The sequence below is a fragment of the Vibrio sp. JCM 18905 genome (genome assembly GCF_055393305.1).
Window position 1 is genome coordinate 999,037 of record NZ_AP043880.1, and the last position, 20,055, is coordinate 1,019,091.

General features: G+C 45.2%; 19 protein-coding genes. 10 read left to right on the forward strand and 9 right to left on the reverse strand.

Annotation, left to right across the window (positions count from 1 at the left end):
* Window positions 1-8: 8 nt before the first annotated feature.
* From ACZ5ZC_RS21320 to ACZ5ZC_RS21335, 4 genes are all read left to right on the forward strand, one after another.
* A complete protein-coding gene (locus tag ACZ5ZC_RS21320; protein WP_134647192.1) occupies window positions 9-1,259 on the forward strand; it encodes a TIGR03503 family protein in 1,251 nt (416 codons plus the stop codon).
* A gap of 220 nt (window positions 1,260-1,479) precedes the next feature.
* On the forward strand, window positions 1,480-2,010 hold the full coding sequence (locus tag ACZ5ZC_RS21325) for a hypothetical protein (protein WP_054867195.1): 531 nt from the start codon (window positions 1,480-1,482) through the stop codon (window positions 2,008-2,010).
* Between the two features lie 191 nt (window positions 2,011-2,201).
* The gene (locus ACZ5ZC_RS21330) at window positions 2,202-2,594 is read left to right on the forward strand and encodes a DUF1353 domain-containing protein (protein WP_054867196.1); all 393 of its coding nucleotides are present in this window, start codon (window positions 2,202-2,204) and stop codon (window positions 2,592-2,594) included.
* Between the two features lie 84 nt (window positions 2,595-2,678).
* A complete protein-coding gene (locus ACZ5ZC_RS21335) occupies window positions 2,679-3,089 on the forward strand; it encodes a GNAT family N-acetyltransferase (protein WP_134647196.1) in 411 nt (136 codons plus the stop codon).
* 73 nt (window positions 3,090-3,162) lie between these two features.
* Here the strand turns inward: ACZ5ZC_RS21335 and ACZ5ZC_RS21340 are convergent, their stop codons facing one another.
* Window positions 3,163-4,938, reverse strand: coding sequence for a SulP family inorganic anion transporter (locus ACZ5ZC_RS21340; RefSeq protein ID WP_046875514.1), 1,776 nt, complete (start codon window positions 4,936-4,938; stop codon window positions 3,163-3,165).
* A 210-nt stretch (window positions 4,939-5,148) separates the two neighbouring features.
* Complete coding sequence (gene fadE, locus ACZ5ZC_RS21345; protein WP_464932268.1) at window positions 5,149-7,593, reverse strand: acyl-CoA dehydrogenase FadE; 2,445 nt, start codon at window positions 7,591-7,593, stop codon at window positions 5,149-5,151.
* A gap of 376 nt (window positions 7,594-7,969) precedes the next feature.
* Between fadE and lpcA the strand changes: the two genes are divergently transcribed.
* The gene (gene lpcA, locus ACZ5ZC_RS21350; protein WP_005380392.1) at window positions 7,970-8,545 is read left to right on the forward strand and encodes a D-sedoheptulose 7-phosphate isomerase; all 576 of its coding nucleotides are present in this window, start codon (window positions 7,970-7,972) and stop codon (window positions 8,543-8,545) included.
* A gap of 51 nt (window positions 8,546-8,596) precedes the next feature.
* A complete protein-coding gene (locus ACZ5ZC_RS21355) occupies window positions 8,597-9,442 on the forward strand; it encodes a class II glutamine amidotransferase (RefSeq protein WP_006741678.1) in 846 nt (281 codons plus the stop codon).
* Between the two features lie 370 nt (window positions 9,443-9,812).
* Here the strand turns inward: ACZ5ZC_RS21355 and purN are convergent, their stop codons facing one another.
* Together purN and purM are read right to left on the reverse strand one after the other, a co-directional pair.
* Window positions 9,813-10,469 (reverse strand): phosphoribosylglycinamide formyltransferase, encoded by a 657-nt coding sequence (gene purN, locus ACZ5ZC_RS21360; RefSeq protein ID WP_253643894.1) that lies wholly within the window; start codon window positions 10,467-10,469, stop codon window positions 9,813-9,815.
* Between the two features lie 152 nt (window positions 10,470-10,621).
* Entirely contained in the window at window positions 10,622-11,662 is a 1,041-nt protein-coding gene (gene purM, locus ACZ5ZC_RS21365; RefSeq protein ID WP_054867197.1) for a phosphoribosylformylglycinamidine cyclo-ligase, read from the reverse strand.
* A 179-nt stretch (window positions 11,663-11,841) separates the two neighbouring features.
* Between purM and upp the strand changes: the two genes are divergently transcribed.
* Window positions 11,842-12,468 (forward strand): uracil phosphoribosyltransferase, encoded by a 627-nt coding sequence (gene upp, locus ACZ5ZC_RS21370; protein ID WP_041852906.1) that lies wholly within the window; start codon window positions 11,842-11,844, stop codon window positions 12,466-12,468.
* Between the two features lie 121 nt (window positions 12,469-12,589).
* On the opposite strand, the gene ACZ5ZC_RS21375 is transcribed toward upp, so the two are convergent.
* Window positions 12,590-13,843 carry a uracil-xanthine permease family protein gene (locus ACZ5ZC_RS21375; RefSeq protein ID WP_047008859.1) on the reverse strand — a complete coding sequence of 418 codons (1,254 nt, stop codon included), beginning with the start codon at window positions 13,841-13,843 and terminating at the stop codon, window positions 12,590-12,592.
* Window positions 13,844-14,208: 365 nt separating this feature from the next.
* Between ACZ5ZC_RS21375 and ACZ5ZC_RS21380 the strand changes: the two genes are divergently transcribed.
* Entirely contained in the window at window positions 14,209-15,417 is a 1,209-nt protein-coding gene (locus ACZ5ZC_RS21380; RefSeq protein WP_203347025.1) for a DUF2066 domain-containing protein, read from the forward strand.
* 140 nt (window positions 15,418-15,557) lie between these two features.
* Here ACZ5ZC_RS21380 and ACZ5ZC_RS21385 read toward each other — a convergent pair whose 3' ends face one another.
* Genes ACZ5ZC_RS21385 through bepA form a run of 4 tightly spaced genes read right to left on the reverse strand, consistent with a single transcriptional unit; the run spans window position 15,558 to window position 18,409 of the window.
* The gene (locus ACZ5ZC_RS21385) at window positions 15,558-15,998 is read right to left on the reverse strand and encodes a DUF2069 domain-containing protein (RefSeq protein ID WP_054867200.1); all 441 of its coding nucleotides are present in this window, start codon (window positions 15,996-15,998) and stop codon (window positions 15,558-15,560) included.
* A gap of 22 nt (window positions 15,999-16,020) precedes the next feature.
* Window positions 16,021-16,590, reverse strand: coding sequence for an NAD(P)H:quinone oxidoreductase (gene wrbA / locus ACZ5ZC_RS21390; RefSeq protein WP_012841512.1), 570 nt, complete (start codon window positions 16,588-16,590; stop codon window positions 16,021-16,023).
* Entirely contained in the window at window positions 16,591-16,941 is a 351-nt protein-coding gene (gene arsC, locus ACZ5ZC_RS21395) for an arsenate reductase (glutaredoxin) (protein WP_005380410.1), read from the reverse strand. It abuts the gene before it with no gap.
* Window positions 16,942-16,957: 16 nt separating this feature from the next.
* Window positions 16,958-18,409, reverse strand: a complete 1,452-nt coding sequence (gene bepA / locus ACZ5ZC_RS21400) for a beta-barrel assembly-enhancing protease (RefSeq protein ID WP_012841513.1) — start codon at window positions 18,407-18,409, stop codon at window positions 16,958-16,960.
* Between the two features lie 257 nt (window positions 18,410-18,666).
* On the opposite strand from bepA, the gene ACZ5ZC_RS21405 reads away from it, so the two are divergent.
* Entirely contained in the window at window positions 18,667-18,903 is a 237-nt protein-coding gene (locus ACZ5ZC_RS21405) for a sulfurtransferase TusA family protein (protein ID WP_054867201.1), read from the forward strand.
* Between the two features lies 1 nt (window position 18,904).
* Entirely contained in the window at window positions 18,905-19,978 is a 1,074-nt protein-coding gene (locus ACZ5ZC_RS21410; RefSeq protein ID WP_006741685.1) for an AI-2E family transporter, read from the forward strand.
* Window positions 19,979-20,055 lie beyond the last annotated feature (77 nt).

Genomic DNA, 20,055 nt, shown 5'->3' on the forward strand with positions numbered 1-20,055 from the left:
GAGAAGCTATGCTGAGGGCTTTGTTGGTCGCGTTTTTAGCGATATGGAGTAGTCTCTCGAGTGCATCGAGTGAATCTGCTATGTCTTTGTTAGACAATCGCTTTCGAGTGGATCCAACCATCGAGCAGATCACTTTTTTAGTTTATCGTGAGCAAAGTTCTCAGCCAGTTGTTTTAGTCCGTCCTGACGGTAAAAAGTACTATGCTTGGGACGCCTACGACAATGTACGTTGGTACCAAGAAGCCTCACTCGATATTATCTCCGTTGACAACCCTATGCCAGGCCCATGGCAGGCTGTGGGGAAAGTCACTCCTAAAAATAACATCCGCTTAATTTCTCACTTAAAGCTCAGCACGGATGTGTTCCCAAACCGATTATATAATGGGGAAGCGCTTAAGTTTACAGCTCGCCTAACCTCCGACGATAAACCTCTTGTACTGCGCGACTTCCTTGACCGCGTGAATCTACGCGTGACATTTACCAAGTTTGTCGAAAATGAAGATGAGTTGATCAAAGAAGCACGTCCAGTGCCGATGGTTGTGGGTGAGTTTGCTGATGATGGCCGCGGCTTGGATGAAAAAGCAGGGGATGGTGTGTTCACTGTCCAACTACCAATAGACGTTGAGCCCGGTAAGTACCGTGCGCGAATCACCTCTGGTAATGGCGTATTCTTACGAGCGCAAGAGCAAGTCATCTTGGTTTATCCGAACCCAATTTCTCGTACTTTTATTCAGGCGCGCAATCCTGACAAACCACACCAATTGGTGGTGAGTGGTGAGCAAGGTATGATCGCGCCAGGCTCAATCGCAGTCACGGTGGAACAAGATGCACCCGATGGCTTTGTTAGCTACAGCCAAGGGCAGGTGTCTGAAGATGGAATGAGAACCACGCTGAACCTCAATAACGATGCTGAGCTAGGTAAGTACGCATGGCGTGGCGAGATCTTTGCCACTGATTTTGCGACTCAACGTCCACTGGTGTTTCCTATTCCAGAGCAAACCTTCAGTGTTGTTGATGACGTTGATCTAGAAGCCGCTCGAATTGCAAAAGAAGCTGAATTAGCCGAGCAGCGCCGTATTGAAATGGAAAAGCAAATTATCGCTGAGCGGGAGGCTGAGCGTAAGCGCAGCATGATTATTATCGCGGTGGGTAACGTGATAATGCTGCTGATTGTGATCATTGCATGGATAGTCTGGCGCAAAATTAAAGCGAAGCGCGATGCCATGCCAGAGATGCAGTTAGAAGTGCCAAAGAAATAGTAGTAACACATGAAGCGAGAAACGGAGCCAATCGGCTCCGTTTTTTTTCAAGTTACCAAATTGGAAGAAGAAAAATGGATAAATTATGAATATTTAAGTTTACTGTACTCAAATATATGTCTGGGATTTTATATAAATAATATATCATTTTTACTTTCTAAATTGGTTGCATTTTTAATGTGACTAACTTTCAAAATAATCAATTAAAGATAAAGAAATAATGAATAAAATTTTAGCTTTTTTTTGTGCAGTGATAATTGTAGGTTGCTCTTCTATTGATAATGGTATTAATAATCCAGATGCGGGAAGTAATAATTTAAAATCACTTGATACCTTCACTTTTGATCCCTTAAGTAAAATCCAAAAAGTAGAAATACCAACTTATTATGATGGCTTGTTTGATACAGCAAGACCCTATTTAGATGAAAAGTACCCTTACACTTATGTCAGTAAACCTCAAGCATACATAATTGATGACGAGATTATTTCTTTTGCTCCCTGGTTTACTGTCGAAGGAAGGTTTACGGTTTTTCCAACCGCTCACTATATAGTTATAACTCAAGAAACCGAGAGTGGCTTAGTCTCCGCACGATTTAATCATGAACAAGTAATTAAGCTGTTAAGTGAAGAGTATAAAATTACTGAGCATACAAGTCCGTTTTTTAATTATGTTCTAGAGGTTTCTCCAAGTGAACAAGCCAATTTTGTAGAAGATATCCATAAAAAATTGAGTAGACTTCCTTCAGAATAAGGATTCCTGGTTAAATTTTGATCAATAAAGTCAGGGGTTCTGGCTTTATTGATTGCATGGAGTTCTATTTACATTGATTTGGGCTTTGTAATAGGTAGTACGCCATAATAACAAGAGTCGATCTTGTAGGGTTTCTGGATAAATATTCAGCTGTGCGTGATAAATAAGAATAAGTAAACGCGAGGTCTCTGATGAAATACAAAAAGCGTCAGAAGTATAAATACACTCTCCATTCTGAAGAAAAGATTGAGACTCACATTTCAGTGAGTCAGGCGTATGACAGCCCTTTTCTTAGTTTGTCCAAACAAGGCGTGTTAACGATTAAAAAGGGCTATGCATGGGATGGAGCGAGTGGGCCAGCGTTAGACACAAAAAACATTATGAAAGCTTCTTTAGTGCATGATGCTCTTTACCAACTCATGAGGGAAGAGGTGTTGCCTCAAAGTGCTCGAAAGCATGCGGATATGTTGCTGAGAGAAACATGTTTAGAAAAAGGAATGTCTAGCTTCAGAGCAACTTATATCTATTATGGCGTCAGAGTTGTCGGCGGCTTCTTTTCTAGACCCGATACTTTGTGTGCTTAATGGGAACATCTTTCCAACGTTTAACTGTTTATTTATACAGTTTAGTTATGTAAGCTCCAAGGTGATACAAAGGAGTAGTACATAATGACAATAAGATATGAAGAGCATGTGCCAAGCCCGAAAGAATACTGTGATATGCGTATAAAAGCCGGGCTATCACCCAAATCGTTGAAAGCAGCTGAAATTGGTCTACCCAATTCGTTATATGGCGTATCTGTCCGGGATGAAGGAAAGCTCATTGCAATGGGTCGGGTTGTTGGTGACGGGGCGTGTAACTTCGAAATTGTCGACGTTGCCGTTGATTCTGATTATCAAGGTAACGGTTTAGGTAGAAAAGTCATGGAATACATCGACGGTTATCTTTCTTCTGTTGCACTTGAAGGCTCTTACGTTTCTATGATTGCTGATGAGCCGGTCTTTTACGAAAAGCTTGGTTATAGGCTGGTGGCTCCTAAAAGCCAAGGGATGACAAAAAAGTTTAAGCCGAAGGTGTAACACGTATTCAGCTGTGCAAATAAGCAATAGAAAACAGGAGTTTAATTTCCTGTTTTCTATATTAAATTTCTACTTAAGCCACTTCTGGAATTGGTTTGGGTGGCTGCTCTAAATCAGGCTCTTTTTGAACAGTAGGAATTTGTCCCTCACCCACAGCACTGATGTAACAGCCACTAAGTTTAATGGCAAGGTACATATCGGCTCGAAGTAAGATACCTCCTTCACTGGTGCTGATACCAGTAAGCTCACACCATTGACGTAAGCGTCGTTTCCTTCCTGCGAGGATTAAGCGTACGCCTCTCTTTTTTAAAGTATTGTGAATATCTGCCAGTGTTGCCATCACACTGAGATCCAAGTGAGTAAAGCTCGATACGGCGTCGATGACAACGCAACTTGCGTCTTTGTGATGTTCTACTTGCTCTAACACTCGGCGTTTAAAGTAAGGTGCGTTGAAGTAAGTCAGCGGCGAGTTAAAGCGGTAAATCACCATTCCTGGAATAGGTGATGCTTTTCCTGAGTCGTCTATGGTCCGAATTGTGCCTTTTTCATCCAAGCCAAGTAGCTGATCACTCGGTCGCATGACAATACGTAAAAATTGAAACAGCCCTAGCAGTACCGCCAAAGTGATCCCCGGTATTACGCCTACGATCAAAACAGAAATAAAAGTGATGATTGCTAGATAGAACGCATCTTTGTCACGAGATTTTAATTTCCAAATGGCTTTGAGATCGAGCAGAGACAAGGATGCGATGATCAACACGACACCAAGTGATGCGATGGGAATAAACTGTAAAGGCTCATAAATAAATACCGCAATAATGGCAATAGTGATTGCGGCGACAATCGAAACTAATTGAGATTTCCCGCCATTGGCATCATTTACCGCTGTGCGTGAGTCAGCTCCGCTTATCGCGAAACCTTGCGAAAACGCCGAGGCAATGTTGGCAAAGCCCAACGCCTGAAACTCTTTATTTGCATCAATATCATAACCGTTTTTGGCGGCGAAACTGCGCGCGGTGAGCATCATGCTAACAAAGCTGACAATCGCAAGGTTGAGCGCCGGGACCACTAGCTCACGAACTTCACCTAGCTCAAACTCCGGCGTTTGAAACTGAGGGAAACCACCTTGAGTGAGCCCAACTACGGATACGCCCATCTCTTGTAAATGGAAAAACCAAACTGACGCGGTAGTCACGAGTATCGCCAGCATGGCAGCAGGCCAAGTTGGTCGGTAGCGTTTGGTGAGTAAATAAACGACAACCGTCACGATACTCAGAGTTACGGTAGGCCAATGAAGCTCGGTTAATCGTTGTGGAGCCTCCCATAAGCGTTCCAGCAAATAACGTTGTTCGTATTTCAAACCGACCACTTTGGCAAACTGACCAACGATAATCGTGAGAGCGACACCGTTGAGTAGACCCAAAAGAATCGGGCGAGAAAGGAAGTCTGCAAACACCCCTAACTTGAAACGACTTGCCAGTACACACCAAATACCAGTCATCGCTGTCATGGTCATGACTAACTGCCAATGTTTTGTGGGGTCACCTGCGGCAAGTGGTGTTACAACAGCAGCGATCACTGCACAAGTTGCTGCATCGGGTCCGACAATGAGTTGTCGAGATGTGCCCATCATGGCGTACACCAACATTGGCAGTACACACGAGTACAGACCGACAATTGCGGATACCCCGGTTAATTGTGCATAAGCAATGGCAACTGGCAGGGCAACCGCGACAACAGAAAAGGCGGCTCTAAAGTCGTTAACAAACCATTCTTTTTGATAATGCTTAAGCTGAACAAGCCCTGGGAACCACTGTGCGAATAATATTTTAGCCAACGGATTTACCATATATGTGAGTGAGTTACTTAAAAGTATACACCGCTTGCTTGGAACGTCTGTGAGTTAGTTATCACTGGAAATCGGGGGGAAGGGTCGGAGGCGTGGATTTTATTGCGCTTGCGCAGAGGTTCTTCGTGGTGTGAGGTGTTATGAAGGCTATTCTGGTAGCAATAAAAAACGGGAGTTGTCACTCCCGTTTTATGGTTTCAGATTAGAGAGTTAGGCAACGCTATCCATCTGAGGGTATAGCGGCTTTGCTGCGAGCAATTCCGGCTCAAAGTCGTCAACGTTGATTGTATCCAGACGATGCTGTTCAGCTTCTCTTAGTAGGTCGGCTTCTTCTTGCGTGATAAAGCCTTGCTCTAGCCCTTCCTGAGCAATCATATCCAAACGTAGGAATGGACGACGTTTGCCTTGCGCTTTACATACTTTGTCGAACACTGGCTCAGCTTGAAGAATGACTGACAGGGCAAGCTCAATCTTACCTGCTGCGTTGTGTTCTGTTGGCTCTAGGTACTGACCTCGACCAATGCGTGAACGCGTTGCACTTGGCGTTTGTAGAATGCGCGCCACTTTGCTGTCTAGCTTATCACTTGGCGCTTTGCGTACACGACCGAATGGCATGATTAACACGCGCAGTGCACGACCAATCACTTTGTTCGGGAAGTTTGCTAAGAATTCGTCTACCGCCACTTCCGCTTGTTTCAAACTGTCTTGTAGACCCCAGTGTACTAGTGGTAAATCTTCGACTGGGCGGCCATCTTGCTCGAAACGTTTCAACGCCGCAGAGCTTAAATATAGCTGGCTTAGAATGTCACCAAGACGCGCTGATAGACGCTCTTTACGCTTCAAAGAGCCACCTAGCACTGCCATTGAGATATCCGATAGCAGAGCAAGGTTTGCACTGTAACGGTTCAATTGTTGGTAGTAACGTTTTGTCGCATCTTTGGTTGGTGATGAAGAACCCAGACCGTCACTTAAACCAAACCAGATACTGCGCACGAGGTTACTCATGGTAAAGCTCACGTGACCAGCAAGCGCTTTATCAAACTTCTCTACAGAGTCACTGGCATCAGAGTACGCGGCGTTCATTTCTTCAAGAACGTATGGATGACAGCGAATCGCACCTTGACCAAAGATGATCATTGAACGAGTTAGGATGTTTGCACCCTCAACTGTTACCGCGATTGGCGCACCTTGGTAACCACGCGCTAGGAAGTTAGAAGGTCCCATACAGATCCCTTTACCGCCTACGATGTCCATTGCGTCGATGATGCTTTGTTGTCCACGGTGCGTACAGTGGTACTTCACGATAGCTGAGATAACCGAAGGTTTTTCACCTAGGTCGATACCTGCCACGGTTAAGTTACTTGCTGCATCCATTACGTAAGCATTACCACCAAGACGTGCCAATGGCTCTTCTACGCCTTCCATGTGACCGATAGGTTGTTTGAACTGACGACGAATGCGTGAGTAAGCGCCCGTTGCCATTGCCGCAGTTTTGATGCCACCTGTTGAGTTTGAAGGTAGCGTGATACCACGTCCAACCGACAGACACTCAACCAGCATACGCCAACCTTGGCCCGCCATTTTTTCACCACCGATAATGAAATCGATAGGAACAAAGATGTCTTTACCGCGCGTTGGGCCATTTTGGAAAGGCACATTGAGCGGGAAGTGTCGGTTACCAATCTCAACACCTTTGACATCAGTTGGGATAAGCGCACAAGTGATGCCAAGATCTTCTTTGTCGCCTAGCAAACCTTCAGGATCGCGAAGTTTAAATGCTAAGCCTAGTACCGTTGCGACTGGCGCTAGGGTGATGTAGCGCTTGTTCCAAGTCAGGCGCATACCCAGTACTTCTTTTCCTTCCCATTCGCCTTTACAGACCACACCGTAATCTGGAATAGATCCAGCGTCAGAACCCGCTTCTGGACTTGTTAGGGCGAAACAAGGGATTTCCTTACCTTCAGCTAGGCGCGGTAAGTAATGATTTTTCTGATCTTCAGTACCGTAGTGTTGCAGTAGCTCACCAGGGCCCAAAGAGTTAGGAACACCAACGGTAGACGATAGAACGCCAGAAACACCCGTTAGTTTTTGTAGTACTAGTGATTGCGCGTATGCTGAGAACTCAAGACCACCGTACTTTTTCTTAATGATCATGGCGAAGAATTTGTGATCTTTCAGGTATTGCCATACTTCTGGTGGTAAGTCTGCGAGTTCGTGAGTCACTTGGAAATCGCTCACCATGGCACACACTTCATTCACTGGACCGTCTAAAAAGGCTTGTTCTTCTGCACTTAATTTAGGTGCTTGAATTGCGTGAAGCTTTTGCCACTCTGGTTTGCCTTTAAATAGCTCTGCTTCCCACCAGACGGTACCTGCGTCTAACGCTTCTTTTTCGGTTTGAGACATAGCTGGCAGCACTTTCTTGAAAAGCGCTAATGCTTTGCGGCTTACCAAAGACTGACGTACGCCAGGAACCGCGAATACAGCGGCAGCAAGAACGTAAATAGCCCAACCAGTAACGCCAACCGCGCCTATTACTGTGAGCGCTAACAAAGCTGCTGTGAGTAAACTAATAGATTTCACGAGAGACATGCGGTGGTAGAGCGTAATGCATAGCACGACCGTCATCGTGATGATTGAGAGCAAGATGTCCATATGTATTTTCCTTTTCAGACTTTATAAGTGTTGTACGTCTGTATGTTAGGTAAGAGGTCTAACCAGTTGGTTTAAGTGTAATCAAAATATTAAGGAAATGTAAAACATAAGATTGGATAAAAAGTGATCTAAGTAGAGTTAAAGTTCTAAAGTTGCGATTTGAGTGATGGTTTCATGAGCAAGTTGACAAGTTTATTACCATCACCAATCTAAATCTGTTGGTTCACTATCGACACTAATTCTCGTTTGTGGGTAAACTCAGAGTAATCAAACCCGAGTTCAGGTTTATGAAATGTCCGATACCAAATTGGTATCAGAACAATTTGCTCAGTGAATCTAGGACTGACTGAAGCCGAAATAATAAAGAGAACGTCTTATGTACCATGATCTGATTAGAAGTGAATTAAACGAAGCTGCTGAAGTGCTCAACAAATTTTTAAGCGATGACCATAACATTGCGCAAATCGAAGCAGCGGCGAAAATGATTGCTGACTCATTCAAGCAAGATGGTAAAGTACTGTCATGTGGTAACGGTGGTTCTCACTGTGATTCGATGCACTTTGCCGAAGAGTTAACAGGCCGTTACCGAGAAAACCGTCCTGGCTATGCTGGTATTGCTATTTCAGATCCAAGCCACCTTTCTTGCGTGAGTAATGACTTTGGTTATGACTTCGTGTTTTCCCGTTATGTAGAAGCGGTTGGCCGAAAAGGTGACGTCCTGTTTGGTCTGTCGACTTCAGGTAACTCAGGTAATATCCTTAAAGCGATTGAAGCGGCGCAAGCGAAAGGCATGAAGACGATTGCGCTAACAGGCAAAGATGGCGGCAAAATGGCAGGGCTTGCCGATATTGAAATCCGCGTGCCACACTTTGGTTATGCGGACCGCATTCAGGAAATTCATATTAAGATTATTCATATCATCATTCAGTTGATTGAAAAAGAGATGGAATAGTCGTTTCACGGCCACCTTTTCGAGCTGTGTTGTTAGGGAGTTTTTTAAATCATGTGTGAATTGCTCGGTATGAGCGCTAATGTTCCGACGGATATTTGTTTCAGTTTTACCGGGCTCATGCAGCGTGGAGGTCGAACTGGCCCACACCGTGACGGATGGGGAATTACCTTCTACGAAGGGAAAGGTTTTCGAACTTTCAAAGATCCCAAGCCAAGTTGTGAGTCGCAAATTGCAGAGTTAGTGCAAAATTATCCTATCAAGAGTCGTGCTGTCGTTAGTCATATCCGACAGGCGAATCGTGGTGGTGTTAATTTAGAAAATACTCATCCCTTTACACGTGAGTTATGGGGTAGGTATTGGACGTTTGCGCACAACGGTCAGCTCTCAGGCTATCAAGACTTACATACGGGTCGACACCGACCTGTCGGCGAGACAGATAGCGAACTGGCATTTTGCTGGTTGTTGAAGCAAATGGAAGATCGATATCCTGAGCCGCCAAAGGATATGGAATCGGTATTCTTATATGTTGCTAAATGTTGTGATGAGCTAAGAGAGAAGGGTGTATTTAACATGCTTCTGAGTGATGGTGAGTATGTAATGACGTATTGCACCAATCACTTGTATTGGATCACGAGACGCGCACCGTTTGGTAAAGCCGCTTTGCTTGATGAAGATGTGGAAATTAACTTCCAAGAAGAAACAACGCCACACGACATTGTGTCTGTGATCGCGACTCAACCTTTAACGGGTAACGAAGCTTGGCAGCGGATGAAACCTGGCGAGTACGGCTTGTTTCACCTAGGTGAACTAGTGAAAAACAATGCCTCTGAACTGGTGAATGTGCCGTTTGCAGCGGCGAAACCGGGCAATCAGGCGCCAACTGAGCCGTTAGAATAGCGGTTAATTCGGAACAACTCGTAAAGCTCGCTTAATCGCGAGCTTTATTTTTATGCGTTTAAACCGAGGGCGGATACTGGTGAACTCTCATACTTTCTAGCCTCCAAGTCTCGCTAAGGCTTGCTGGAAAGACGTAACTGATAGAAATTTCTCATGAAACACCACGTTATTCTGAACGGTGAGGAACGAACCAGATTCAGAATCTACTTTCCGAGTGTTGTGTTACTCAAGTGGTTATGGGATTTTTTAGAATGTTGGGTTTTAGGTTTCTAGTCGCACTGCGGCTTTCTTGAATCAAGTTTATAAGTTTCAAAACAACAAAAGGCAGCTCTCAGGCTGCTCTTTTGTGTTTGGAGTTTAGTATTCAGGACTACTCATCGGAGGCGTAGCCGTGTGCGCCAAGTTCTGCGCCATCTAAATAGGCTTTACCATCCTTCATGATCAACCGCTCGTCTACCAACCACTTAGCCACCATAGGGTAGATTCGGTGCTCCTGAGCCTGCACACGTGCTGCAAGTACACTAGCATTATCGTCTTCGAACACCGGAACTTTTGCTTGCAGTATGACAGGGCCACCATCAAGCTCTTCCGTTACAAAGTGCACACTCGTACCATGTTCTTTGTCGCCAGCATCTATTGCTCTCTGGTGTGTGTGTAGCCCAGGATATTTTGGTAGAAGAGAAGGGTGGATATTGATCATCTTACCCATGTAATGAGAAACAAACTCGCTGCTCAGAATACGCATGTAGCCCGCCAGAATAATCACGTCTGGTTGGTACTCATCGATTTGACTCATTAGCTCTGCATCAAAGCTTTTACGCGAGTCGAATGCTTTAGGGTCGACAAAGTGACCGTCTACATCAAAGTTTTTTGCACGTTCTAAACCAAAAGCATCGGCTTTGTTAGAGAACACGGCTGCCACTCGTGCGTTTGGCATGCTGTCTTCGCAAGCTTCCAAGATAGCTTGCAGGTTACTTCCGTTACCCGAGATGAGGACCACAATGTTTTTTAGGGTATGGTTTTTCATGATGTCGAGAGTGCCTTGGTATTGTAGGTTGGAGTTATGTAGCTTCTAAACTACCTACTAATAGAATGGTTTTTAGTGTTCTAGATAGCAAAATGAGGACCTAGTCATCTAGTGTCCTCATTCTTTTTTATCTTGTGGGCTCGATTTGCAAATTATTGGATTTCAACTTGCTCTTCGTTCGCTTCAGCTTGTGCGATTTGACCAATCACCCATGCGTTTTCACCTTCTTCTTGAAGAAGAGCAACCGCGGCTTCCGCTTGGTCTTTAGGTAGTGCAACGATTAGACCAACACCACAGTTGAATGTACGGTACATTTCGTGTGTGTCGACGTTGCCTTTCTCTTGTAGCCACTTGAAGATCACTGGCCACTCCCAGCTGTTACCATCGATAACTGCTTTTGTGCCTTCGGGCAGCACGCGTGGGATGTTTTCCCAGAAACCACCACCAGTGATATGAGAAATCGCATGGATGTCGTGTTTCTCAATCATCTTAAGTGCTGATTTGATGTAAATCTTCGTTGGTTCTAGTAGGTGCTCACCGATAGTGCGACCTGCTAGTTCTTCGTTCTTATCTGCGCCAGATACTTCTAGGATTTTACGGATAAGGGAGTAACCGTTTGAGTGTGGGCCGCTTGAGCCAACAGCGATAAGTGCATCACCAGCAGCGACTTTCGTGCCGTCAATCACGTCTTCTTTTTCGACTACGCCAACACAGAAACCAGCTACGTCGTAGTCTTCGCCTTCATACATGCCAGGCATCTCCGCAGTTTCGCCACCAATTAGGGCGCAACCTGCTTGAACACACCCTTCCGCGATGCCTGAAACAACATCCGCTGCGGTATCAACGTCTAGTTTGCCTGTTGCGTAATAATCTAGGAAGAACAGTGGCTCTGCGCCTTGCACGATAAGATCATTTACACACATCGCAACAAGGTCGATGCCGATAGTGTCGTGCTTGTTCATATCCAGTGCTAGGCGAAGCTTAGTACCTACGCCATCAGTACCAGAAACCAGTACAGGTTGTTTGTATTTGGTTGGCAATTCGCATAGCGCGCCAAAACCACCGATACCACCCATAACTTCAGGGCGACGAGTACGTTTTACCGCACCCTTAATACGATCCACAAGCGCGTTGCCTGCATCAATATCTACACCAGCGTCTTTATAGCTAAGAGAAGAGTTGTTACCACTCACAGGGAAGTCCTCGGTATTAAGTTGGATATGAAAACGGCGCTATTCTAACAGTGCTTAAACATAGATAGCAAACGTTTGCGTCTGTTTTTTTCTTTAGTGATTTATCCTGATATCCCTGTAAAAATCATGTATAATCTGAAGGTTTGTTTAAATATTGCCAACTATAGCCGGAGATGGACATGAAAGTTGTTGAAGTAAAGCACCCTCTAGTAAAACATAAAATTGGTCTAATGAGAGAAGGTGACATCAGCACAAAACGTTTTCGTGAGTTAGCGACTGAGGTCGGTAGCCTACTTACTTACGAAGCAACGTCAGACTTTGAAACAGAAAAAGTGACCATTGATGGTTGGAACGGTCCGGTAGAAGTAGACCAAATTAAAGGTAAAAAAGTAACCGTAGTACCAATCCTACGTGCAGGTCTAGGCATGATGGACGGTGTTCTTGAGCACATGCCAAGCGCACGTATCAGTGTTGTTGGTATTTACCGTGATGAAGAAACACTTGAGCCAGTTCCTTACTTCAACAAGCTTGCTTCTAACATCGATGAGCGTATTGCGCTTGTTGTTGACCCAATGCTTGCAACGGGTGGTTCTATGATTGCTACGATTGATCTTCTAAAAGAGAAAGGTTGTAACCAAATCAAAGTGTTGGTACTTGTTGCTGCACCAGAAGGTATTGAAGCGCTAGAAAAAGCACACCCAGATGTGGAGCTATACACTGCGGCCATCGATGAGAAGCTAAATGACAAAGGCTACATCGTACCGGGTCTAGGTGATGCAGGTGATAAGATCTTCGGTACTAAGTAATTCTTTAATGTATTACTACGACTGAACAGAAAAAACAAAGGCTTGGTGAAAACCAAGCCTTTTTTATATCTATAATACGAGAAGAATAAAATGCGCCACTCAGTAAAGCAGCGCAGACGCACTATTTCGCGTTCTCTTCTTCCATTTGTGCGTTATCTACAACGTGGTTTTCACCTAAATCGTTTGGTAGCACAAGGTTAAGAATAATTGCCACGATACCGCATAGGCTCACACCTTGTAGGCTGAACTCGCCAATACCGAAAGCCATACCGCCAATACCAAATACAAGTGTTACGGCAACGATCACTAGGTTGCGAGACTTATGTAAATCAACGTTATTCTTGATCAGTGTGTTGAGGCCTACTGTGGCGATAGAGCCGAACAGCAGAATCATGATACCGCCCATGACAGGTACTGGAATCGTTTGAAGAACCGCGCCTAGCTTACCTACCAATGCAAGTACGATTGCAGTGATCGCAGCCCAAGTCATGATCACAGGGTTAAATGCTTTGGTTAGCATTACCGCTCCTGTAACTTCACTGTAAGTGGTGTTTGGTGGAGCACCCACCATCGAGGCTGCGATAGTTGCCACCCCGTCACCTGCGATTGTGCGATGAAGGCCAGGTTTTTTCAGGTAGTTTTTACCTGTAACGTTTGAGATAGCAAGCATGTCACCTACGTGCTCTACCGCAGGTGCGATAGCGACAGGAATCATGAACAAGATTGCGTTTATGTTGAACTCTGGCGCGGTGAAGTTTGGCATAGCTAGCCAAGCTGCTTGTGTTACTGGAGTGAAATCAACCACACCGTAGAATAGAGAAACAGAGTAACCTGCAAGAATACCACCGACAATTGGAACGAGCTTCAAAAAGCCTTTTGCAAACACGCTTAGTACAATGGTTGTGAGCAGTGAGACCGCCGAGATGATGATCGCAGCATCACCATTAACAAGCTGTGCAGCACCATCACCGGTTTTACCTACCGCCATGTTCACTGCTGTTGGAGCAAGGCCAAGACCAATCACCATGATCACAGGGCCAACGACAACAGGCGGGAGAATTTTATGGATAAATCCAACACCACGCACTTTGATCATCGCCCCTAGAGCCACATAAACCAGGCCTGCTGCCATTAAGCCGCCCATCGTTGCGCCGATACCCCAAGTTTGGATACCGAACATAATAGGAGCAATAAACGCAAAAGAAGAGGCAAGGAAGATGGGAACAGAACGTTTAGTCATTAATTGGAAGAGGAGAGTACCGACACCGGCACCAAAGAGGGCGACATTTGGATCAAGGCCAGTTAGCAGCGGCACAAGCACCAAAGCACCAAAAGCGACAAAGAGCATTTGAGCGCCTTGTAACGCGTTTTTCATAATAATTCCCTATTTTCAAGATACGCAGACAAATCCGGCGAATACTATCATCCTGCAATCGTTTGCAACGTTGCATGGATCAAACTTTCGATTGAATCTTTCCCATAAATAGCGTTTTTGAGAGTTAGTTGCTTGCAAATTGGCCTCTTTTACGAGTCTTGCGTGACGATGAAAAATGAACTGTCTAACTTGTTGAGATAGCTGGATAAGCAATGAGTTTATTATGAAAAACAACGCTAGAGTGCTCGTTGAGACCCGAGTTAACAAAGCTGGTCATAATACAGACAATTTACTCAGTACTTACCTTGCTCAAGATTTGATAGTTGCTTATTATTCGGGTTCTTGTTCAGAGGATTATAAAAACTATGCGCTATTTAGCTCTCTTACTGATAGGTTGGTTGTCCCTACCAGTATATGCATTAACTCAGGTGGATATCTATCGTGCCGAAGTGGTTATCGACAGTGAGCAGAACGACGGTGAGTCTCTGGCTCGTCAACAAGGTATGCAGGATGTGATTGTTCGAGCGACCGGTTCTCAATCCTCTTTAAGCAATCCAGTGATTAAAAAGGCACTTGGTTCAAGTGCGCGTTACATTTCCCAACTGAGCTATGGGCAGGTTGATGGAAAAGCGAGCTTAAAAATGTTGTTTAACAGCGACCAAATCAGCTCGCTTTTAACACAAGCACAATTGCCATCTTGGTCGCCAAATCGCGCCAATATTTTGGTTTGGATGGTGGAAGAGCAGGGCTACGATCGTAATATTGCTTGGGAGCATTCCGACTCTTCAAACGTTGTAGCACTTCGCAGTGCTGCGAAATCGAGAGGCTTGCCGATCACGATCCCGGTTGGTGATTTTGATGATGTAACTGGTGTGAATGTTTCTGATCTTTGGGGCGGCTTTATTGAGCCAATTGGCCAAGCGAGCCAGCGCTACCCAGCGGATGCCGTTTTAGTTGTGCGCGCTCAAGGTGAACAAATTCGCTGGACGTTATACGATCAATCACCAATGAGAATTGTTGAAGCACAGCGCTCTCCGCGTAACGGTTCCGCATCAGGCGCCAATGCCATTGCTGAGATGGTTGATGGCATCGCTGACTACTACGCGAGTAAGAGCGCAGTGGTAGTATCTGGAAAATCTTCAAAAGCGTTGGCGGTGAAAGTCCTTAATGTAACGTCTGCCACGGACTTCTTCCGTTTAGAGAATGCGTTAAAACAACTTAATTCGGTTGCGGGTACGGAAATTAAGCGTGTCCAAGGTGATGAGCTGACGCTCAACATCCATCTTTTGGCATCTCAACAAGCTTTTGAGAAAGAAGCTTCTTCTATTTCTCAATTAATGGTTTTTGAAGATCCTTTGGGTGAAGTTGATGCCCCAGCTTTAACTCAAGAAGCAGAGCCAATTGCTCCGATGAATGAAGCTAAAGATACAGCTATGGTAGAAAAAGTGCAGTCTGAAGTGCCTGCGGATATCGCGGCGGAAGCAAAGGACGAAACGCAACCAACTCAGCCTATGATTGTGGAGCCTGTCCGAGAACAGTATGACTTGATCTACGAGTGGCGCTCGGCATCGTAATCGCATTGATAGCTTTCCAGGCGTAAAGCGCAAGGATCAAACACCAATGTGGTAAGCGTAAAAAAGAGTCGCAATAGAGACTCTTTTTGTTTTCTAAATTCGTATTCGAACCAATGCTCAGTGATTGATTGCGATTGGCGTTATTTATTGAATTTCGCTTTTTCTTCTTTTTCTACTTGAGAGAGGCGCTTCAACTTAAGACCTAGCTCTTTGCCTCTCTCTCTAGCAAACAAAATATTGCCAGCGAAACCGAGTGAAGTCAGGAGCAACTCTACTGCCGCAAGCCAACGTTCTCCACCATCCACATAAAGGATGGTCAGCGCATGCAAGAAATACAGCATAAGAACAAAGTTAGCCCAAGCATGAGTGTAAGGCTTACCAGCCAAAATACCAGGCAACGGAAGTAATAGCGGAATACACCAAGCAATAGCAAGTGTTGTGCTGCTAAGGTGAGGGTGAGGGGACAACGCAAGCTGCCAAATTGCGACCCAGGCTAATAAGGCTAAGTTGCCAAATAAAGCTAGGTAACGATAGGTTTTAGCCTGTGTACCGAGTGGTGTTTGGTCTAAAGAGTCAGACATCGATTAACTATCCTTGATTTTACTAACAGACTTTTAGTTTTAACGCTGCAGTTGCCAGCCTTTTGCCTAATTGTTGTGCCAGACGAATCTCTTCACTGCTGAGGGTTGCCTCATGGCCTACACTGCTGGCGCCATACGGAGTGCCTCCGGACTGCGTAGTGTGTAGCTCTGGTTCGGCATAAGGAATGCCCAAAACCATCATCCCGTGATGCAATAAAGGGGTCATCATGCTTTGTAACGTTGTTTCTTGACCACCATGCATCGAAGAGGAAGAGGTAAAGACACAAGCTGGCTTATCGATTAAGTCACCACTGACCCATAAAGATGTAGTCTGATCCCAGAAGTGCTTTAAAGGCGCAGCCATGTTGCCAAACCAGACGGGACTGCCAAACGCTAGACCGTCGCACGTTTTCAGTTCCTCTAGAGTAACAATTGGATCAGAAGGGGAGTGTGAGTGAGGTGACAATTCTTCAACTGTACGCAAAATTGCTTGGCATTGAGGAGTCGATTCGACTCCTCTTGCTATCTGTCTTGCCAGTTGTTTTGTCGAGCCGTGACGGCTGAAATACAAAATAAGGATCTGGCAATCCATTTATAGAATATCCAACACTTGCTCTGGTGGTCGACCAATTTTCGCTTTGCCGTTGGCAACTACCACCGGACGCTCAAATAATTTTGGATTTTTCGCCATTGCTTCGAACAATTGCTCATCGCTAACAGAGTCTTCGCCTAGGCCAAGTTCTTTGTATTCGCTTTCTTTGGTGCGCATCATTTCACGTACAGATGAAAAGCCAAGCTGTGCGTACAGCGCTTTTAGCTCATCTACGTTAAGTGGTGTGTCTAGGTATTTGACGACTTCCGGTGTAACACCATTTTGCTCAAGCAGTTCAAGTGTTTGACGGCTCTTTGAGCAACGAGGGTTGTGATAAATCACGACTGACATGGTTTTCTCCATTTCGTTATTGTAATGCCATGAATCGATCTCTTTGGATCATGAGTTGGTCAATACGGGCATCGTATCGAGCTTGCTCTAAGCTGCCCAACTTGGCCATTTTACTTGCTTCACTATAATATTGAATCGCTTTATTCCAGTTTGCTCGCAACGCCAAAATTTCCGCTCGCGCAGCCAACTCTTCATCACTACGTCCTAGCGCGTGGTAGCTCTTCGATATTAGGTGCCAGCCATTTGTATCTTCAGGATAATCATGAGTGTATCTTTGAAGAACTCGCGTGGCTTGATCGTTTTTATTGTCCTCAAGTAGCGCATTGGCATAGTTAATGGTCAATACTTTATTTTGAGGGTTCCGAGATAACGCTTTACGGAGCATCTCGGTTGCTTTTTCTGGCTGCTTCTTCTCGATATATAAATCCGTCATAGCATCCAGGTAGAACGGGTTACTTGGGTCCTGCTCCAGCAACTTTTTCAAAATAGGTTCCGCTTGAGACAAGCGTTTGCTGTCTAAATGTACGAGTGCTCGCCCATAGTCAAAAGCAGGTGTAATGTCCGCAGAGGCTTTCTTTTGAGTTCGCTCAAACCAGCCTAAAGCAGCTTGTCCGTCAATGCCGGCGTACCGCGCTACAATGCGCGCACGCGCTAGGTGATAGTCTATTGAAGGCACAACTCGCATTGGTGGATAGGTCCTTGCTCGCGCACGGCTATCGGTAATTCGATCTTCAGGTAGTGGGTGAGTCAGTAGCATTGGCGGCGGTTTACTCGCATAACGATATTCATCTGCAAGACGGCCAAAAAAACGTGGCATTGCTTGAACATCAAAACCAGCTTTTGCCAGTGTTGAAATACCAAAGCGATCCGCTTCTTTTTCATTCGCGCGAGTGTAGTTGATTTGGCTTTGCATGTTACCTGCGGTTGCCGCCGTAATTGCAGCCATCCCCGCTTCTGGTGAGGCAATCGAAAGCAGTAATGCGCCAGCGAGTGCAGCTAATGTGGCCGGAGAGCGACGTGCTTGCTCTTCCATGCTGCGCGCAAGGTGGCGTTGTGTGACGTGCGCAATCTCGTGAGCAACAACAGAGGCTAACTCGCTTTCTGAACGTGCATGAAGAAACAACCCAGAGTGCAACGCTACGTAACCACCAAAAAACGCGAACGCGTTAATATTGCGGTCGCGAATCATAAAGAAGTGAAACGGCGTTTTTACATCGTTCGCATTGGCTACTAATCTGTGCCCGAGAGCGTCAATATACTCATTGATAACAGGATCATTAACGATAGGTTTACTGGCTCTGAGCATACGCATATAGGCGTCGCCGTAAATCAACTCTTGGTCTATTGAGAGCGTGCCACCAGCAGCCGTGCCAATGTCTGGCAAGTCAATGCTATTGGCATAAGTTGTCGGCGAACTGATTGCAGCTGCAAGACATAAGCAAACTAGCGAGCGAGTGCGTTTTAACATACGTTTAAAAGGTTCTCCAAAATACATAAGCATGTGGTTAGAGGCTGAGAACCTCTCAACAGCGCCACATGCGTTTTGGTTATCCGCGAGGATATAAGCTAGCAATAAGACCGGAAATAAATGAATTGGTTTCGTAAATTATTTTATATCCGAGTCATTTCAGCATGTGGTTAAATCATGTCAGAAGTGCTAGCACCAGCTCAAAAAGCCGTTACAATACAACCCTATCATAAGTGCAGAGCAATACAATGGAATCCATGTTACTTGATTTGCGTGAACAACGTTGCCCTATGGCACTGTTACTTGCAAAGCGTCACGCTGCTGAAGTCTTTCAAGGAGAAACGCAGCAGTATCATCAACTTGTTATTCAAGTGGTGGATAACAGCTCTAAACGAGACATTGTGAACTATCTCAGTACCCAAGGGTACTCAGTTGATTGCCAATCTACATCAGAGCACTACACATTGACTGTATTCAATAAGGAATCCGCATAAGATGTTTGAAATGGTTAGTCGTTGGTATAAACGACGTTTCTCAGACCCTCATGCAGTAAGTCTCGTCGCGATCTTGCTGTTTGGTTTTATCACCATTTACTTCTTTGGGCATTTGATTGCGCCATTGCTTGTCGCGATCGTTTTGGCTTATTTACTTGAATGGCCAGTCGTAAAAATGTGTCGCATGGGCGTGCCGCGCACTTTGTCGGTCATCATCGTGATCTTAATGTTCGTCGGATTGATGTTGATCGCTTTGTTTGGTTTGGTTCCGACGATTTGGACTCAGGTCGGTAATCTAATTAACGATATTCCAAACATGTACAACGGGTTACAAAAGTTTATTGTCACGCTACCAGAACGTCATCCTGAGTTAGCAAACTTAGAAATTGTAGAAACCGTGGTGACAAATGCCAAAAACCAAGCGTTGGGACTTGGTGAGAGTGTAGTAAAAGGCTCACTTGCGTCATTAGTCAGTATTGCGACGCTAGCGGTATACTTGATTTTAGTGCCACTACTTATCTTCTTCTTACTGAAAGACAAAGAAGAGATGCTAAGAATCGCGAGTGGTGTTTTGCCGAAAAACCGTAAACTCGCGAATAAAGTTTGGCATGAAATGAACGAGCAGATCTCCAATTACATTCGCGGTAAAGTGCTCGAGATTTTAATCGTGGGTGGCGTGAGTTACGTGACTTTTGCCATTTTAGATCTTCGCTATTCGGCGCTGCTTGCCGTAGCTGTCGGTCTATCGGTGTTAATTCCATATATCGGCGCAGCAGCTGTAACTGTGCCTGTCGCCATCGTTGGTCTGTTCCAATGGGGCCTTGCGCCTCCGTTTTATTGGTTGCTGCTTGCTTACGGTATTATCCAAGCGCTGGATGGCAATGTGTTGGTTCCTGTTCTGTTTTCTGAGGCGGTAAATCTACACCCAGTTGCCATCATTGTGGCAGTGTTAGTCTTCGGTGGCTTGTGGGGTTTTTGGGGCGTGTTCTTCGCCATTCCGTTGGCGACACTAGTTAAAGCCGTATGGCATGCCTTACCAAGTACGGAAGAAAACGAACCAGTCGAACAAGAGTAGGCGTTACCAAAGTACGATGCTCAAAAGAAAGCCCAGCAGTTTGCTGGGCTTTCTTGTTATTTGAAGAACGGATCGCG

Coding starts and splice junctions, on each gene's coding strand:
- ACZ5ZC_RS21385 (WP_054867200.1), bottom strand. CDS start 15,998: ATGTCTGACTCTTTAGACCAAACACCACTCGGTACACAGGCTAAAACC.
- arsC (WP_005380410.1), bottom strand. CDS start 16,941: ATGTCAGTCGTGATTTATCACAACCCTCGTTGCTCAAAGAGCCGTCAA.
- purN (WP_253643894.1), bottom strand. CDS start 10,469: ATGAAAAACCATACCCTAAAAAACATTGTGGTCCTCATCTCGGGTAAC.
- ACZ5ZC_RS21325 (WP_054867195.1), top strand. CDS start 1,480: ATGAATAAAATTTTAGCTTTTTTTTGTGCAGTGATAATTGTAGGTTGC.
- lpcA (WP_005380392.1), top strand. CDS start 7,970: ATGTACCATGATCTGATTAGAAGTGAATTAAACGAAGCTGCTGAAGTG.
- ACZ5ZC_RS21335 (WP_134647196.1), top strand. CDS start 2,679: ATGACAATAAGATATGAAGAGCATGTGCCAAGCCCGAAAGAATACTGT.
- wrbA (WP_012841512.1), bottom strand. CDS start 16,590: ATGGATTGCCAGATCCTTATTTTGTATTTCAGCCGTCACGGCTCGACA.
- ACZ5ZC_RS21375 (WP_047008859.1), bottom strand. CDS start 13,843: ATGAAAAACGCGTTACAAGGCGCTCAAATGCTCTTTGTCGCTTTTGGT.
- ACZ5ZC_RS21320 (WP_134647192.1), top strand. CDS start 9: ATGCTGAGGGCTTTGTTGGTCGCGTTTTTAGCGATATGGAGTAGTCTC.
- upp (WP_041852906.1), top strand. CDS start 11,842: ATGAAAGTTGTTGAAGTAAAGCACCCTCTAGTAAAACATAAAATTGGT.
- bepA (WP_012841513.1), bottom strand. CDS start 18,409: ATGTTAAAACGCACTCGCTCGCTAGTTTGCTTATGTCTTGCAGCTGCA.
- ACZ5ZC_RS21330 (WP_054867196.1), top strand. CDS start 2,202: ATGAAATACAAAAAGCGTCAGAAGTATAAATACACTCTCCATTCTGAA.
- ACZ5ZC_RS21410 (WP_006741685.1), top strand. CDS start 18,905: ATGTTTGAAATGGTTAGTCGTTGGTATAAACGACGTTTCTCAGACCCT.
- ACZ5ZC_RS21340 (WP_046875514.1), bottom strand. CDS start 4,938: ATGGTAAATCCGTTGGCTAAAATATTATTCGCACAGTGGTTCCCAGGG.
- ACZ5ZC_RS21355 (WP_006741678.1), top strand. CDS start 8,597: ATGTGTGAATTGCTCGGTATGAGCGCTAATGTTCCGACGGATATTTGT.
- ACZ5ZC_RS21380 (WP_203347025.1), top strand. CDS start 14,209: ATGCGCTATTTAGCTCTCTTACTGATAGGTTGGTTGTCCCTACCAGTA.
- fadE (WP_464932268.1), bottom strand. CDS start 7,593: ATGGACATCTTGCTCTCAATCATCACGATGACGGTCGTGCTATGCATT.
- ACZ5ZC_RS21405 (WP_054867201.1), top strand. CDS start 18,667: ATGTTACTTGATTTGCGTGAACAACGTTGCCCTATGGCACTGTTACTT.